At 46.7% G+C, this 16,149-nt stretch carries 10 protein-coding genes; 1 reads left to right on the plus strand and 9 read right to left on the minus strand.

The features are described 5' to 3' along the window. Positions 1–388 precede the first annotated feature (388 nt). The 6 genes from DXD04_RS13095 to DXD04_RS13120 all read right to left on the minus strand — a co-directional run bounded on the left by DXD04_RS13095 (position 389) and on the right by DXD04_RS13120 (position 7,097). Positions 389–2,230, minus strand: a complete 1,842-nt coding sequence (locus DXD04_RS13095; protein ID WP_117673707.1) for a 4-hydroxy-3-methylbut-2-en-1-yl diphosphate synthase — start codon at positions 2,228–2,230, stop codon at positions 389–391. A gap of 4 nt (positions 2,231–2,234) precedes the next feature. Next, the gene (gene purE / locus DXD04_RS13100; RefSeq protein ID WP_117673708.1) at positions 2,235–2,744 is read right to left on the minus strand and encodes a 5-(carboxyamino)imidazole ribonucleotide mutase; all 510 of its coding nucleotides are present in this window, start codon (positions 2,742–2,744) and stop codon (positions 2,235–2,237) included. A gap of 18 nt (positions 2,745–2,762) precedes the next feature. Further along, positions 2,763–3,143, minus strand: coding sequence for a glycine cleavage system protein GcvH (gene gcvH, locus DXD04_RS13105; RefSeq protein WP_007564194.1), 381 nt, complete (start codon positions 3,141–3,143; stop codon positions 2,763–2,765). 34 nt (positions 3,144–3,177) lie between these two features. Then, positions 3,178–3,774 (minus strand): hypothetical protein, encoded by a 597-nt coding sequence (locus DXD04_RS13110; RefSeq protein WP_117673731.1) that lies wholly within the window; start codon positions 3,772–3,774, stop codon positions 3,178–3,180. A 93-nt stretch (positions 3,775–3,867) separates the two neighbouring features. Beyond that, complete coding sequence (gene rpoN / locus DXD04_RS13115) at positions 3,868–5,349, minus strand: RNA polymerase factor sigma-54 (RefSeq protein WP_117673709.1); 1,482 nt, start codon at positions 5,347–5,349, stop codon at positions 3,868–3,870. A 74-nt stretch (positions 5,350–5,423) separates the two neighbouring features. Next, positions 5,424–7,097, minus strand: a complete 1,674-nt coding sequence (locus tag DXD04_RS13120) for a nucleoside kinase (protein ID WP_181977485.1) — start codon at positions 7,095–7,097, stop codon at positions 5,424–5,426. An 81-nt stretch (positions 7,098–7,178) separates the two neighbouring features. Here DXD04_RS13120 and DXD04_RS13125 point away from each other — a divergent pair, with 81 nt between their 5' ends. Next, positions 7,179–8,873: a Na/Pi cotransporter family protein gene (locus DXD04_RS13125; RefSeq protein WP_117673711.1), complete on the plus strand. Its 1,695-nt coding sequence runs from the start codon at positions 7,179–7,181 to the stop codon at positions 8,871–8,873. 112 nt (positions 8,874–8,985) lie between these two features. Here DXD04_RS13125 and DXD04_RS13130 read toward each other — a convergent pair whose 3' ends face one another. From DXD04_RS13130 to DXD04_RS13140, 3 genes are all read right to left on the minus strand, one after another. Then, positions 8,986–10,764 carry an alpha-1,3-galactosidase-related protein gene (locus tag DXD04_RS13130; protein ID WP_117673712.1) on the minus strand — a complete coding sequence of 593 codons (1,779 nt, stop codon included), beginning with the start codon at positions 10,762–10,764 and terminating at the stop codon, positions 8,986–8,988. Positions 10,765–10,894: 130 nt separating this feature from the next. After that, a complete protein-coding gene (locus DXD04_RS13135) occupies positions 10,895–12,718 on the minus strand; it encodes a RagB/SusD family nutrient uptake outer membrane protein (RefSeq protein ID WP_117673713.1) in 1,824 nt (607 codons plus the stop codon). A gap of 19 nt (positions 12,719–12,737) precedes the next feature. Next, positions 12,738–15,905, minus strand: coding sequence for a SusC/RagA family TonB-linked outer membrane protein (locus tag DXD04_RS13140; RefSeq protein ID WP_117673714.1), 3,168 nt, complete (start codon positions 15,903–15,905; stop codon positions 12,738–12,740). Between the last annotated feature and the right edge of the window lie 244 nt (positions 15,906–16,149).

Here is a 16,149-nt window from a genome sequence, read left to right on the forward strand (position 1 = left end):
GGACTGAACGGATATCACCGGAAATGCTGAACGGGTATCCGCCGGAATATGCATAATGAAGGATGTACATATAATATTAATTTTAATGCTACCCATTATTTAGGTGGGTACCCCAATGGATATCCTTCAAAAGAAAATATAACAGTTCAGATAGTTTTAGACTTGGAAACAGAAACATATACTTTTACAGCAATAAAAGGACAATTATATTAAGAAAAAGTCTCTGGTGAGATGATTTTCGTGGGCTTCGTGTATTTAAGGGGAACTCAAAAGAAAATAAGTACTTTATAGCATATTTTACTCTTATTCTGCATAAAACAAAACCGTCTGCATGCCTTGGAAAAAATCAAGATCCATGCAGACGGTTTTGTATATCTGAGCCAGAGAATCAGTCTTTATAATCTCCGTTTGCCTTAATCAGCTCAATCAGTTTTTCTACAGCCTGTTCTTCCGGAATGTTCTTTTCAATACATTCCTTCTTTTTGTACAGACTGATTTTGCCTCTTCCGGCACCTACATAGCCATAGTCGGCATCGGCCATTTCACCCGGGCCATTGACGATACAGCCCATGATACCGATTTTCAGTCCCTTGAGGTGAGCCGTAGCAGCCTTGATGCGGGCAATGGTTGATTCTAAGTCGTACAATGTACGTCCGCAGCCCGGGCAAGAGATGTATTCGGTTTTGGAAGTGCGGATACGTCCTGCCTGCAGGATACCGAAGGCGGTTTCGTCCACTTTCAGGTTACTGATTTGGTTGCCGTGGTTGTAGAGCAGGATACCGTCGCACAGACCGTCGATAATCAGGGCACCCATGTCGGCAGCCGACTTGATTTGCAAATCCTCTGTTTCGGTTTCCTGATAAAGCTGGAAGAATACTAGCGGGTTTTTCAGTCCCTGGTTCATCAGCTGATGTGCCAATGCACGGAACTCACCTAAGCGGTTGTAGTGGTTGCTTTGAGCTACGATGACCACTTCCGGATGCAGACGCAGGCAAGCCATTACCTCTTCATTCAGTCCTAAATAAGAAGTAAAGAGGAACTTCATTTTGGCTGGATGGTGATGCAGTTCAATCAACTGCTGGTAGTTGAAAGCCGGATAGGTGTGCTCGCTGCCTTCCCATGCACAGGCATCCACAATATAACCGATGTCTGCTCTGCGGTTTTCTGGCAAGCGTTGGCCACAGTACAGATAGTCGGGCTTGAACTGTTCGCTTACTTCCAGGTCGTTGTTCAGACGGGCTGAGATGACTACCGGAAGCTGGTCGCCTCCGATGTTACCTATGGCTACGGTTTCTCTTCGGCTGGGGTGCGTGTAGTTGAATTCCGGAGCTTCGGTAGCTGGAATATAGGGATGTCCTTCGCGTTTCAATACATAATCTACCAGTTTGCGGGCTACGGGAATTTCTGCTTCGGGCGCTTCACTCAGTGATACGCGGATGGTGTCACCCAGTCCGTCGCACAGCAGGGCACCGATACCCAAGGCTGATTTGATACGGCCGTCTTCTCCGTCACCGGCTTCTGTCACTCCTAAGTGGAGCGGGAAGGCCATATTTTCTTTTTCCATCTGTTCTACCAGCAGGCGGACGGTGCGTACCATGATGACCGTATTGGAAGCCTTGATAGAGATGACCACGTTCATGAAATTCTGTTCCACACAGATGCGCAGGAACTCCATGCACGATTCTACCATGCCTTCCGGAGTATCTCCGTAGCGCGACATGATGCGGTCGGACAGCGAACCGTGGTTCACTCCGATGCGGATGGCTGTGTGATTTTCCTTACAGATGTTCAGGAAGGGGATGAAACGGTCGCGTATCTTCTGGATTTCTTTTGCATACTCTTCATCCGTATACTCCAGTTGCTTGAAGGTGCGGGCAGCATCTACATAGTTGCCTGGGTTGATACGTACCTTCTCAGCGTACAAGGCCGCTACCTCGGCTACTTTCGGATTGAAATGTACATCGGCCACTAAAGGAGTCTGGTATCCCTGGGCACGCAGAGATGCATTGATATGTTGCAGGTTCTCTGCTTCACGTACTCCTTGTGTGGTGAGACGTACGTATTCTCCTCCCGCCTCAATGATACGCTTGGCCTGTTCCACACAAGCTTCTGTATCCATGGTGACGGTATTCGTCATACTCTGTATACGGATAGGATAAGCGCCACCCATAGGAGTGGCGCCTACATATACCTCGTTCGCCTGTCGGCGAGAATAGTTGAAGTAATTCATTCAGTTAGTTTGTCTTATAAGCGTATTTGACTTCTTTCAACTCTTCGTTGGCTTTTACGATTTTGTTTTTCAAACCTTCCTTGTAAGCTGCAAACTTTTGAGCCAGTTCTGCATCGCTCAGGGCCAGCATCTGTACGGCCAGGATCGCAGCATTCATGGCACCGTTGATGGCTACTGTAGCCACAGGTATTCCGGGAGGCATCTGGATGATAGAGTAGAGTGCGTCTACACCGTCGAGTACAGAACCTTTTACAGGCACTCCAATAACCGGAAGGGTGGTGTTGGCTGCAATTACTCCCGGCAGTGCAGCAGCCATTCCGGCAGCCGCGATGATTACCTTGATGCCACGTCCGGCAGCTTCTTTCGCAAACTTCTCTACTTCAGCAGGAGTGCGGTGAGCCGACAGGGCATTCATTTCAAACGGGACTTGCATTTCATCGAGCAGCTTGGCGGCCTTTTCCATTACTGGAAGGTCAGAAGTACTGCCCATAATGATACTTACAATTGGCTTCATTCGTTGTTTTTATTTTAGTTATTCGTTAATAATCTCTTTGTAGCCTGCAGCGTCCAGCAGATCGTCCAGTTCGCTGGCATCCGTAGGTTTCAGCTTGATAATCCAGCCTTCGCCGTAAGGATCCTGGTTTACCAGTTCCGGATGTTCTTCCAGTTGCGGGTTGACTTCCAGAATCTCGCCTCCGATGGGGAGGAACAGGTCTGAAACTGTTTTCACTACCTCGATGGTACCGAATACTTCGCCTTTATCCAGCGTTTCACCTTCTGTGGTTACGTCGATGAAAACGATGTCGCCCAGCTGTTGCTGTGCATAGTCTGTGATACCTACATAGGCAGTGTCGCCTTCCAAACGAATCCATTCGTGTTCGTTGGTGTACTTGATGTTAGTCGGGAATTCCATATTGAATAAATTTAAAGTTTAAGATAATCAGTTTTCAAATAAACAAAATTCCCGTGATACCACAAAATAAACCGACGAAAAACCCGCCTGTCACTTCATTTAAAGTATGTTGCTTGACGATGATGCGGGCTGAACCTAACATGCCGGCAAGCAGGATGAAGAAGCAGAGCCATTCCACTGGATTGAACTGGAAGATGAAGCTGTAGGACAGTAATCCGCCCACCATCATGCCGCTGCTGGCCATGTGGGTGCTGATTTTCCAGCGTGTGTTGATGACTGTGCAGATGACCATGCAAATCAGGGTGGCTACGATGATGCCGCTCATATAGCGTGGCAGGTGTATGCGATACATCGTCAGCAGGCAGGCCATGTAGCTCAGTATGGTCATTCCGTAAGGGATAAAACGCTTTTCGCGGTGTCCCAGTTCGTGGAGTGTCCAGCCGTTGATTTTCTGAAACAGATAGATGCCCAGCATCGGTAGCAGGATGGTGAAGCAATACACCAGCCCTAAAACCATCAGTTTGTACTGCAGGGGCATGATGTTCAGATAAGTAAAGAAAAAAAGCAGGCAGAATGCCACAAACGGTACCATGAACGGCGTAAAGATGAGCGATACGATGCGGGCAGTCATAAACAGGGCATCGCGGGGTTCCCCAGCATGGTGGGGAGCGGGTTCATGATAAGTCAGTTCATCGGGGATACTGGTTTCTTCCATATCAATATGTTATCTTCTTAATCTTGCTACGGGGATATTCAACTGCTGGCGGTACTTGGCCACAGTGCGGCGGGCAATGGGGTATCCTTTTTCCTTCAGCATATCGGCCAGCTCATCGTCAGTGTAAGGCTTTTCCTTGTTCTCACTGGCCACGCATTCTTTCAGGATGCGCTTGATTTCACGGACGGACAGTTCTTCACCGTTTTCAGTCGTGTAGCCATCGCTGAAGAAGAATTTCAACGGGTAAATGCCGTAGTTGGTCTGTACATATTTGCTGTTGCTCACACGGGAAATGGTGGAGATGTCCAGCTTTGTACGTTCAGCCACGTCTTTCAGAATCATCGGACGAAGCAGAGACTCGTCCCCTTCTTCGAAGAACGGGCGTTGCAAGTCGATGATGGCCTGCATGGTGCTGAGCAGCGTTTGCTGGCGTTGTTTCACGGCGTTGATGAATCCTTGTGCCGCATCTACCTTCTGCTTGAGGAATATCAGGGCATCTTTTGATTCTTTGCTCTGGTTCTGCTTGTTGCGGGTGTGTTCGTCCAGCAGCTCGGTAAATTCCCGGCTCAGCCTCAGTTCCGGCACGTTCCGGTTGTTGAGGCTGAGGTTAATCGTGCCGTCGTCTTCCGTCTCTACCAGAAAATCAGGGATAATCTGTTGCAGGTTTTTCCCGATGGCTTCTCCCATGGAACTTCCCGGACGCGGATTCAGCTTGGTCAGTTCGGCGGCAGCCGCATTATATTGTTCTTCTGTAATATTCAGTTTCTGAATAATCTTGTCTTTATTTTTGCGGGTGAAGTCCTCACAGCACTTTCCGATGATGTCCAGCTCAATCTGCTTGAGCGGAGAATCTTCTTTCCGGCGAATCTGGATGAGCAGACACTCTTGCAGACTTCTGGCACCGATGCCGGCAGGGTCAAAGTCCTGAATCACTGAGAGCACATGCTCCAGCTCTTCTGCGGAAGTGTAGACTCCCTGGTAAATAGCCAGTTCATCGAGAATCGTTTCAGTGGATTTACGCAGCAGTCCGTCGTCATCAAGTGAGCCGATAAGGTATTCACCTAATTGCTTCTGTTCCGGAGTAAGGTGTTGCATGTCGAGCTGTTCTTTCAGCGTTTCGTAGAAAGATACGTTGTCTGAGAAAGGAATGTCTTCCGCCCGGTCTTCTTTGGAGCGGTTGTTCTCCTGCAATTTGTAATCCGGAATATCGTCTTCCGTGCGGTAATCACCCAGCTCGATGTCCTCACCTGAATCGGTATTAGGTTCTCCGTCTTGGTCAGTCGTATTGTACTCATCATTGAGGGCATCGGAAGCGTCGGAAGTTTCTTTTCCTTCTTCGAGTGCCGGATTATCCAGCAATTCAGCGTGAATCCGTTCTTCCAACTCCAGAGTCGGAAGTTCCAGCAACTTGACAGCCAGTATCTGTTGAGGAGACAGGGTCTGTACTTGTTGTTGTGCCTGTGTCTGTACCTGACGTGAACCTTGTACCATTTTTATTGTTGTCTTGAGTTAACAGCGTGCAAAAATAATAATTAAAATGAACTTCAAAGAAAAAGGCAAAATTTTTAATATTGGAAACTGCTGCCGCCTAAGAACTCTCGTAGCAGGGAAGTAGGGGGCAATTCCTTATCTTGTACGGAAACAAAATAGTTCAGGAAGCGGAGCAGACGGTGTGCTTCGGAGTATTCCGGACAACGGTTGGGCACCTTGCGCAAAACGGGTTCCACGTAGTCTTTTAATACAGCCAGTTCGAACAGCAGGGCCGAGTTGAACATAGCATCGGCATTTTCCTGGTAGGGGAAAATCCATTTTTCTTCTCCTTCCCGTACACTTGGCCAGCGTGCGATGGTTTCTTCTGCCGAATAGTTCCGGTACTTGTAATCACGGATGATACGTCGCAGCAGGCGGTTGTCGGTGGTAGGAATGTAATTATGGTTGTCCAGCAGGATGGTGGTGAGTGCCGACACGTACACCTTGTATTTGTTCTCGTTGGGAATGTGCGGGGTCAGTGCCGGATTCAGTGCATGAATACCTTCAATAATCAGTATCATGTGTTCGTCTATCCGGAGTTTCTTGCCGCTCATCTCTCGTTTTCCGGTGGTGAAGTTGTAGCGTGGCAGTTCCACTTCTCCTCCGTTGAGCAGGGTGCTCAGCTGTTCTTCAAAGAAAGGGAGGTCTACGGCATACAGCGATTCGAAGTCGTGTTTGCCGTTTTCATCCAGCGGGGTATCGTTCCGGTTGACGAAATAGTCATCCAGTGAAATGGGGTAAGGCTTCAGGCCGTTGGTCATAAGCTGGATGCTCAGCCGCTTGCTGAAGGTGGTTTTTCCGGAAGAAGACGGACCGGATATAAGCACGAGCTTTACCCGTTTCCCGTCTTGGTCGCGGTGGGTAATCTCATCGGCTATCTGGGCAATCTTTTTTTCTTGCAAGGCCTCCGACACATTTATCAGGTCGGTGGCATGACCTTCGTTGCAGGCCACGTTCAGGTCGCCTACCGTGCTGATGCCCAGAATCTGGTTCCAGCGATGGTATTCCTGAAACACTTCCAGCATTTTTTCCTGCTTCACCACTTCTTCCAGTTTGGTCGGGTTTTCACGGCTGGGGATACGCAGCAACAGTCCGTCGTAGTATTTCACAATGTCGAACAGGCGGATGTATCCTGTACTGGGTACCAGGCTGCTATAATAACAGTCCACCGTGTCGCCCAATTGATAGTAGTAAGAATAAAGCTGACCGTAAGTGTCCAACAGTCGTGCCTTATCCATCATCCCTCGTTTTTCGAACAGACGAACCACTTCCTCCGTGTGACTTTCAGTGCGTGTGTAGGGAATATCGGCCGCGATGATTTCCTGCATTTTCTGTTTGATGCGCTGCACGTCATCCAGTCCGATGGTACGGTCGATATGCAGTTTGCAGAAATATCCCTTTGAGATGGGATGTTCCAGTGAAATACTGCCTTGCGGATAGAGCTCTTCTACCGCTTTGACCAGGATGAAAAAGAGCGAACGGACATAAGTTCGCATACCGGAAGAGCTGGTAATGTCAAGAAATTCAATGTCTTTATTGTAGTACACCCGGAAGTCGAGACTCTCTACCTTATTGTTGACTTTGGCACTGACCGGACCGTAGGGCATGGCCAGATTAAAACCGTTATAAATATCCAAAAGTGAGCTTCCCTCCGGGAATTCTCTTGTCGAATTATTATTTTTGCAATATATTTGTAGCATAAATGTAATATGTGTTACTAACCTTGTGAATAGGCAGTTAATTTACTCATTAAACAATTAAAAGCCTCTTTCCAACTTAACTAATTACAAATGGAATATTCTTTTTATGATTTTTTAGCGCTTCTTGGATCACTGGCGCTGTTCCTTTATGGAATGAAAATCATGAGTGAGGGACTTCAGAAGTTTGCGGGCGACCGCCTTCGTAGTATTTTAACCGCAATGACCACGAACCGTGTGACGGGGGTGCTGACAGGTATGTTGATTACCGCTCTGATTCAGTCCTCTTCTGCTACAACAGTAATGGTGGTCAGCTTTGTAAACGCCGGCTTGCTGACGCTTTCTCAGTCTATCGGGGTGATTATGGGAGCGAATATCGGAACCACGGTGACGGCGTGGATTATTTCAGCTCTCGGTTTTAAAGTAGATATATCTGCATTTTCTCTGCCGCTTCTGGCGATTGGTATTCCACTGCTTTTCTCTCAAAAAAGTTCACGTAAATCTGTGGGTGAGTTTATCTTCGGGTTTGCATTTCTGTTCATGGGATTGAATCTCCTGAAGACGAACGCTCCGGACCTCAGTCAGAATCCGGATATGCTGGCCTTTGTTCAGAATTATACGGACATGGGCTTTTTTTCTGTCCTGCTGTTCGTCCTGATTGGTACTGTACTGACCATGATTGTACAGGCTTCGGCGGCTACCATGGCCATTACGTTGATTATGTGTGCCAACGGATGGATTAGTTTTGAACTGGGAGCCGCTTTGGTGCTGGGAGAAAATATAGGAACCACGATTACGGCCAACCTGGCGGCCTTGACTGCCAATACGCAGGCACGCCGGGCGGCAATGGCTCATCTGATGTTTAATGTGTTCGGTGTAATCTGGGTACTGATGTTGTTTGAGCCTTTCTTGTCGATGGTAGACTGGATTATTTCCGATTTTATGAAGGTAAGTGAGGCCGACGGGGTGGCTGTCTCTTTCAAATTGTCTGCGTTCCACACTTGCTTCAACGTCTGCAATGTGCTGATTCTGATATGGTTCGTACATCTTATCGAGAAAACGGTCTGCAAGATTGTTCCCCAGAAAGAGCAGGAGGAAGAATACCGCTTGCAGTTCATTACGGGGGGCATGCTTTCTACGGCAGAGTTGTCTATCCTTCAGGCACGGAAGGAAATCAATCTGTTTGCCGAACGCATACAGCGTATGTTCCGCATGGTGCGTGACTTGTTGCATACGGAGAATGAAAATGATTTCAACAAGCTGTTCAGCCGGATTGAGAAGTATGAGAATATCAGCGACAACATGGAAGTGGAGATTGCCAATTATCTTACGCAGGTGTCGGAGGGCAGGTTAAGTTCCGAAAGCAAGCTGCAGATACGGGGGATGCTCCGCGAGGTGACGGAGATAGAAAGCATTGGCGACAGTTGCTATAATCTGGCCCGTACCATCAACCGGAAACGACGTGGAAATGAAGACTTCACGGGTGCGCAATATGAGCATATCTCACAGATGTTCCAACTGACGGACGATGCCCTGACACAGATGATTGCACTGGTGGAAGACATGCATCAGCAGGTGGATGTCAACAAGTCGTTCAATATCGAGATGGAAATCAACAACTATCGTAACCAGTTGAAGAACCAGAATGTGATTGACGTCAATGAAAAGAAATACGATTATCAGATGGGTGTACACTACATGGACATTATCGCCGAATGTGAGAAGTTAGGCGATTATGCGGTGAATGTGGTAGAGGCTCATCGGGATGTGAAGGAAAAGAAAGCCTGAAAATAAGTGGATATCACCATACAAATAAAGCTGTTCAAATCTTATTTTGAACAGCTTTATTTGTATGGTATAAGTTGAGTGCAAAAGGCTTTGAGTACTCCTTGAAGCAATGTCACTCAGTGATTTCTACTCGGTTTACTTTCTCCAGTAAGAATCGGTTTTGATTCCAGTGGAAAGGCTTGTATGCATTGTTCGTTTTAATCTTGTTTTGTTTGAAGATTAATCCGTCTACCGATTTGGCATATAGAATAGGTGCATCGAATGTATCAAATTCATTGTCTGTAATCTGGATGGCGCCTGGTTTTCCTCCGTGGAAATATTTTACCTGATGCTCCAAATCGGGAATTTCCGGATAAATGGAAATCACGGCGTTGGTAAACTGAAACATGTTGGTCAGTGCATTAATGAACCGATTGTAACGGATGATTACTTCCCGGCAGGCACCGGTTTCATACCAGCCGTTGCAGTCACCACACAACAAAATCGCTGCTCCTGAAGTATGGTCAAACAGGTTGTTTTCTACGATTGTTTTTTTAGGTGTACTGAACAGAGAACCTCTTGCGCGGTTATTGCTGATGGCATTACCGGCAAAATAAACCTCTGGTGTCCATGTCAGGTTTTCAATGCCGAAGTCAGTCTGTTCGTTTAAAGCTTCAGGAAGTGGCTGACTGAAACGGATGATAAACTCACGGGCGCCGTCTGCTGTTGGTTTATCTGAGGCTGTAATGCATTCTATACAATTCTTTCCATCCAGCAGTTCCATGGTTTGTGAACGGATGAACTGTACGCTGTCGCCGGGAAATCCCCAGTCAAATCCCCATGACTGGTCGTGCATGTAACGTGCTTTGAGGGTGTGGGCATCAATTTGTTGGAGAACTTTCAGATAGGTTCCATGTACATTGATGGCATCGTCCATCATGCCTTCATACAATCCGTTGACAGAGATGATTTTTCCTTTGCATTGAGAAAAATGGGTTGCATCGGCCTGAGTAGTGAAATAGCGGGAGTCGTTTTCTCCTTTCAAACATACACCAAAACCATCCATCGTGATGTCATCACATAGCTGGGCTAGTAGGCCCATACCTTGTGCATAGTGTACCTTGACATTCTTTATTGTGGTCCGGGTGTTGTGTGACAAGAAAATGCCAGGAGTCGGACGGTCCCATGAACGCATGGCAACAATAGTCCCTGCCGGAAGTCGTTTGTCTTTCCATTTAGGAGCATATATCAAATTCTTTCCTACCATGGAACAACCTTTGGTCGGGCAGCTGATGTCGCTGGTGTTGTATACAATATGTCGGCTAGCCTTTTCAAAAGCGATACCCGACATCGGGCGAAGTTTCCAACCTTCTCCCTTTGTTTCGAAAACTGAGTCTTTTGTCAGGTGGTACTCTACCCATGGAGCGGGTTGAAAGGTGATTCCTTTTTCTCCTTCATTTTTTATAATTTCCACTTGAGCTATGTGTGGGTTGGCAAAATCGATGCTGAAGTTTTGTAGGGTACAGTCTGTACTTCTGAGAAGGGATACCGGAATCATCTGTCCGTGGAAGATGAATTCTGCCCCGTTTCCTTCTATTGTCAGCGATTTCATATCCTCCAGTGCCAGTCCCACTCTTTTAGGATTATCCTGGTCGTGGTTGGAGATGTAGTAAGTACGTTCTGCAGCTCCTTCAGGATAGAAATGATAAGTCCCGCTTTGAAAGCGTAAGGTTACTGCTTTGCCTTCTTTTACTTCTTTTCTAATTTTTGCAAGTGCCTTCTCCATACGAGTAGACATGTTGCTCTTCTTTCCCGGTTGAATACCGAAACGAGCCATGTCATACACATGTTGTGCACATAAAGGGAGGCAGAATACGGCAAACAATGCCAAGCATTCTAGTTTCATTTTCATAGTGTTACATTTTGAGAATAAGAGTTGTTATTTTATAGTAAAGTATTGATTATTATAAAGAAAGGCTGACGAGTTGTATCTGAATACAAATTGGCAGCCTTTCTCTTAATGAGTGATTTGTAAAGTTACTTTAATATCCAGGATTCTGATCCTCTTTTAGCAGTGGATTGACATCAATAGCAGAAGTCGGTATTGGCATCCACATCAAACGGTCATCCCATGTTTTTTCTACTACTCTATAGGGGGTGGTGCTCCATGCTTGTTTTTGAGAGTCATATACTCCGCATGGGGCATAGGTTGTGCCATTCATGACCTTGGCGCAGTACTCTGTTCCGTAGCGGCGGATATCTTCGTAGCGGTGTCCTTCTCCAGCCAGTTCGATGCGACGTTCGTTGCGTACAAACTCAATGGCATCGTCCTTGGATAAAGAGGTCGGTACAGGCGGCATACCGCAGCGGTCACGTAGCTTGTTCAGTTCGGTAGTTACTTTCTCGTCCCATCCTGTGGTCATGATATGTGCTTCGGCGTAAGTCAGCAGCACTTCCGCATAGCGGAGCACCGGATAGTCTTCTGCACTATTGTAGCCTTTGTAGGGAGTGAGCGATACCATCTTACGGTAGCAGTAGCCTGTCCATGACTCATTTCCGTCTATACCTGCTTTCAACGGGTCCCACATGAAGTAATATTCTCCAGGGAAATCAGTTTCCTGCCAGCCTTTCAGCGGAAATTGGATGGAAGCGTACAAACGACTGTCGCGGTTGCGGAATTCTTGCATGTAGGGGATGGCCTTGATATCCAGTGTAGCCACTTTCTCCCGATATTTATCGGGTTTTATCGATTCGTTGAGTCCTGTGTCTTCATTTTTTGTGAAGAAGTAGGTCTGCCACATGTCCGCATAGGCTCTCATTCGCTGCTCCGGAGTAATCGGGGTAGGTAGCGTTTTTCCGTCAATGCTCCAATAGGCATCCACCAAGTCTTGCATAGGCTCGTAAGAACAATAGCCGGAGCCCATTTGACTCGGACGGATGTAAGTGTAGCGTGAGCCGTCGTTGTTGTTGTCATCGGCCATGTATTCTCTGGTCAGGATGTATTCCGGATTCTGTGGATTCGCATTCTCAGCATGCCACAGGTTTTCGTAGTTGAATATACCTTTGATGAATTTATCTTTGTTGATTTCTGGATGCTGATTGAAGTCTATGTATTTTTCCATTTCCTGGGCTTCTTTTTGCTGATTAGCATTCAGACTGGTCACATAGAATAAGTCGTGGTGGCCTTCACTGATAACTAATCCGGCTGATTTTTCCGCTTCTGGATAGTTCCCGAAATAGAGTGCGGCACGTGCACGTACAGACAGGGCAGCTGCACGGGTGATACGTCCTGCTTCATAGAATTTGTTGCCATTGTATTCATCCGGTAGGAGTTCGGCGATTTCCTCCAGTTCCTTCAGTACATAGGCTTGTACATCTTCTTTGGAATTGCAGCGTACTTGGGGAGCATTGTATTCTGGTACATCCTCGAATAAGTAAGCCTTGCCGAAACGGGTCACAAGTTGGAGATAATTCCAGGCACGGAAGAAACGGGCTTCTGCCTTCATTCGTGCTTTCAGGGTTTCGTCCATGTCACATTGATCAATGTTCTGCAGGAAGGTGTTGACGATGCGCACGGTGCTGTAGTCGTAGCCGAAGTCGTTTCCGGCTGTGATGCCGTTCATTTGAAGCAGTTCGTAAGGACCTTCCCAAGGCTTATGGCTGTGAGCGTTGTCTGTGTACATTTCATCCCAGATGTCAAAGCCTGGCATTTGTGCGTATACGCCGTTCAGAGCGCTCCAGGCATCATTTTCGTTTTTCCAGAATGTCTCAGTAGAGATGTCTGAAGGTGGGGTCACTTCCAGATCGCAGGAAGTAGCTAGTGCGGCACAGAAGAGTGCCGAGAAGGTGATATAGTTGAGTTTCATGATAATCGATTATTATGTTTTAGAATGATAAGTTTACACCAAAAGCTATGGATTTGGTTCCCAAAGCAGAGATACCGCGTCCGGTAGAAGATTCCGGGTCGAAGTCTTTCATGATTTTGTCCGCACGGAGTGTGAAGAGATTTTCTCCGGTAAGGAAAAGTTTCAAGGAAGAGATACCCCATTTGCTCACAACGTTTTTCGGGACCATGTAGCCCAGTGACATGGTCTTGATACGGAAGTAGTCGGAATCGAATAACTGATTGTCAGAGAAATGTTTGTTGTATTCATCCATGGAAGTTCCTCCGTACAGACGAGGTACTGGTGCATGAGCATTCGGATTCTCTTCTGTCCAGCGCTGCAGGTGGTATTTTCTCGGGTTGGAGTTCAGCATGAAAGCGAACACCTGTTCTGATTCAAAGCCGACGCTGGTACCGGAAACACCCTGTCCAAAGGCGCTCAGTTCCCAGTTCTTCCATTGCAGACTCAGGTTGATACCGTAAGTGAAGTCGGGCACATCTTTTCCGATGATAGTACGGTCGTCGTCGGTAATGGATGCATTGGCTGTGGACTCGCCTTTTGCCAGGTCACATACGTATTTCACTCCTTCACGCTGTGGCACATATTTTATGTCACCTGCTTGTGGAGCACGTCCGTAAATGTAGTAGCGGCCTGCGTCTATTTCTTCCTGTGTGTAGAGCCCGTCGGTCTTCAGTCCGTAGAAGGAGCCGATGGATTCACCTTCTTTTAAAATCCAGCGTATGTTGTCGCCAGCATTCTGTATCATGTTGTCAGAACCGGCCAGGTCAGTGATTTCGTTGTGGTTTGTGGCGATGTTGGCACTGATTGAGTAAGAGAAATCACCTATCTGGTTGCGGTGAGTTACCGACATTTCGAATCCTTTGTTGCGCACCTTACCGAGGTTCAGGCTGGGATTGGACCAGATACCGGTTTCTCTCGGTACATTGTAACCAAGCAGGATGTCGCTGGTATTCTTTATATAATAGTCTGCTGAAATACTTAATTTGTTGTCTAGTACATCCAGATCAAGACCAATATCGGTCAGAGCCACCGTTTCCCATCCGAGCGAGGTGTTCGGAATTTGTGCTTCCACAACACCTTTCACAGCTGTGTCACTGAAGTTGTAGTTGCTGCCGCTGGACATCAGACGGAAATAATCATAGTATCCTACGTTGTTAATGTTTCCTAGTGTACCGTAAGAGGCACGGAGCTTCAGGTTATTAATCCATGTGACGGGTTTCATGAACGACTCTTCGCTGATACGCCATCCGGCAGATACAGAAGGGAATATACCCCAACGATTGTCCTTGTAGAAGCGGGAAGAACCGTCGGCACGGACATTCACTTCCAGTAGATAGCGGTCATTCCAGGAGTAGTTCACACGGCCGAAGTAGGACAACATCTTGCTTTCCATGATGGAACTTCCTCCCGGAGTTTCCTTGGATACTTCGTTTCCCTGCTCTATATCTTCCAGTCCGTCGCTGACGAAGTCGGTACGCTTGCTGTAAAGGCGTTCATAGTTATAGTGTTCGTATGACGTACCTGCCAGCAGGTTGATAGCATGTTTACCGAAGTTCATGTCGTATTTAGCAGTAAGGGTAGTTAGCATGGTGCTGTTGCTGATCCAGTGCATTGCCATGGAGTTCGGGCTGGTACTTTCCGTGCCTGGAATAGGTTCTCCTGTAGTGAAATCGTTGATAGCAGAGCGGTTGCCCGTGTAGCTTTTGCTTTTGTATTCATAGCGCTTGTAGTCCATCTGTCCAGAAACTGTCAGTCCTTTGAGTGGCTTAAGGTCGAATCCCAGACTGTACATGGAGTTTTCAGTTGTGCTTTTTGACCAATTGGGGTCGCTTAGGGCACGTAACGGGTTGTTGTTCATGAAGGTCTGTGTGGCCTGTTTTCCTCCAGCAATGCTTCCCCATTCTCCGTTCGACTGTTGGGCCACCATGATAGAAGGTACCATCACAAAGTTGGCTATCCATGCGGTGCCGTGTTTGGTATCCGATTGGTTACGGATGTATTTGACACCGCTTTTCAGGGTCAGCCATTTGGTAATGTCTGCTTGTACGTTCAGGTCTAGGTTATAGCGGTCGTTGCTTACGCCCGGCATGAAGTCGTCGTTGTAGAGGTAGCCTGCACTGCTGAAGAAGCGTACCTTGTCGCTTCCACCACTGAAGTTCAACGAATGCTGGGTGGTGAGCACGTGCTTGTCAAGTACCAGGTCGGCCCAGTTAGTGTTCGGATAATAGTCAGGTTTGCTACCGTCACGGAACCACTGGATTTCCTCATTGCTGTAGGCTTGGTGTTTACCTCCAGCCGGGTCTTCGTTGTATTTGGCTTCGTTCAGCAGGCTGGCATAATCCCATGAATCCAATACGTCCGGCAGATAGGTCGGCATTTTCACACCCACCATGCCGCTGTAAGATACGTTCATCTTTTCTTTCTTACCTTGCTTGGTGGTGACGAGTACTACACCGTAGGCAGCACGTGATCCGTAAATAGAAGAAGAGGCTGCATCTTTCAGGAAAGAGATGGATTCAATGCTGTTCGGATCGAGGTTGGAGAAGAAAGTTGCGTCCGCGATAGCACCGTCAATGACATACAAGGGTTCTGATGTACCTAAATTGCCACGGCCACGGAAGTTGATACTTGGGCTCGAACCTGGGCGAGAGATGACGGTAACACCAGGTACAGTACCTTGTACTGCTGATAATACGTTGCTTTGTACGCGGTCTTTAATTTCATCGGTACTAACAGAGGCAACAGAACCGGTTAGGTTTACTTTTTTTTGAGTACCGTATCCTACTACAACAACTTCATCTAGTACTTCTGTATCTTCTTTTAATGTAATACTTAAAGGTTGCCCATCCCATTTGATGGTTTGTGTTCCATAGCCGATATAAGAAATGATGATAGAGGCTCCCTTTTGTACGTTTGATAAAGAGAAATTTCCGTCCAAATCGGTAATTACACCGTTTGTGGTACCTTCTACCATGACGGATGCTCCAATGATGGGTTCTCCCATGACATCTTTTACTGTTCCTTTACAAGATGAGGCTTGTTGAGTGATTTGAAGATGGGGTATGTTAGCGAATGCGGTCGCTGTCCATCCAGAGATGATACCTATGGTAAATAATATAACTCCCACAGGCTTAAGATTTTTTCTCATAATCTAAGATGTTCTTTTAAGGTTAAGAATTTTTTAATCGCCCGCAAATATATGAAAATATTAAATAGCTCAACGGTATTTTATTAAAATATTTCTTTTAGTTTTTCTGTATTAGATAAATGTAAACAATAATGGTGGAAAAGAGTAAAATATTTATCATATTTATGCCGGATTAGTTGATAATTGTAGTTTGCTAAGTCTGTTTTTATTATTTACTCTGAAGTTAAAAACAAAAATCCCCGCC

Origin of the sequence: Phocaeicola plebeius (genome assembly GCF_003437535.1) — a bacterium.
GTDB lineage: Bacteria > Bacteroidota > Bacteroidia > Bacteroidales > Bacteroidaceae > Phocaeicola > Phocaeicola plebeius_A.

Bases quoted from the DNA above. Each gene is read 5' to 3' on its own strand.
- DXD04_RS13095 (WP_117673707.1), bottom strand. From the start codon at position 2,230: ATGAATTACTTCAACTATTCTCGCCGACAGGCGAACGAGGTATATGTA.
- purE (WP_117673708.1), bottom strand. From the start codon at position 2,744: ATGAAGCCAATTGTAAGTATCATTATGGGCAGTACTTCTGACCTTCCA.
- gcvH (WP_007564194.1), bottom strand. From the start codon at position 3,143: ATGGAATTCCCGACTAACATCAAGTACACCAACGAACACGAATGGATT.
- DXD04_RS13110 (WP_117673731.1), bottom strand. From the start codon at position 3,774: ATGACTGCCCGCATCGTATCGCTCATCTTTACGCCGTTCATGGTACCG.
- rpoN (WP_117673709.1), bottom strand. From the start codon at position 5,349: ATGGTACAAGGTTCACGTCAGGTACAGACACAGGCACAACAACAAGTA.
- DXD04_RS13125 (WP_117673711.1), top strand. From the start codon at position 7,179: ATGGAATATTCTTTTTATGATTTTTTAGCGCTTCTTGGATCACTGGCG.
- DXD04_RS13130 (WP_117673712.1), bottom strand. From the start codon at position 10,764: ATGAAAATGAAACTAGAATGCTTGGCATTGTTTGCCGTATTCTGCCTC.
- DXD04_RS13135 (WP_117673713.1), bottom strand. From the start codon at position 12,718: ATGAAACTCAACTATATCACCTTCTCGGCACTCTTCTGTGCCGCACTA.
- DXD04_RS13140 (WP_117673714.1), bottom strand. From the start codon at position 15,905: ATGAGAAAAAATCTTAAGCCTGTGGGAGTTATATTATTTACCATAGGT.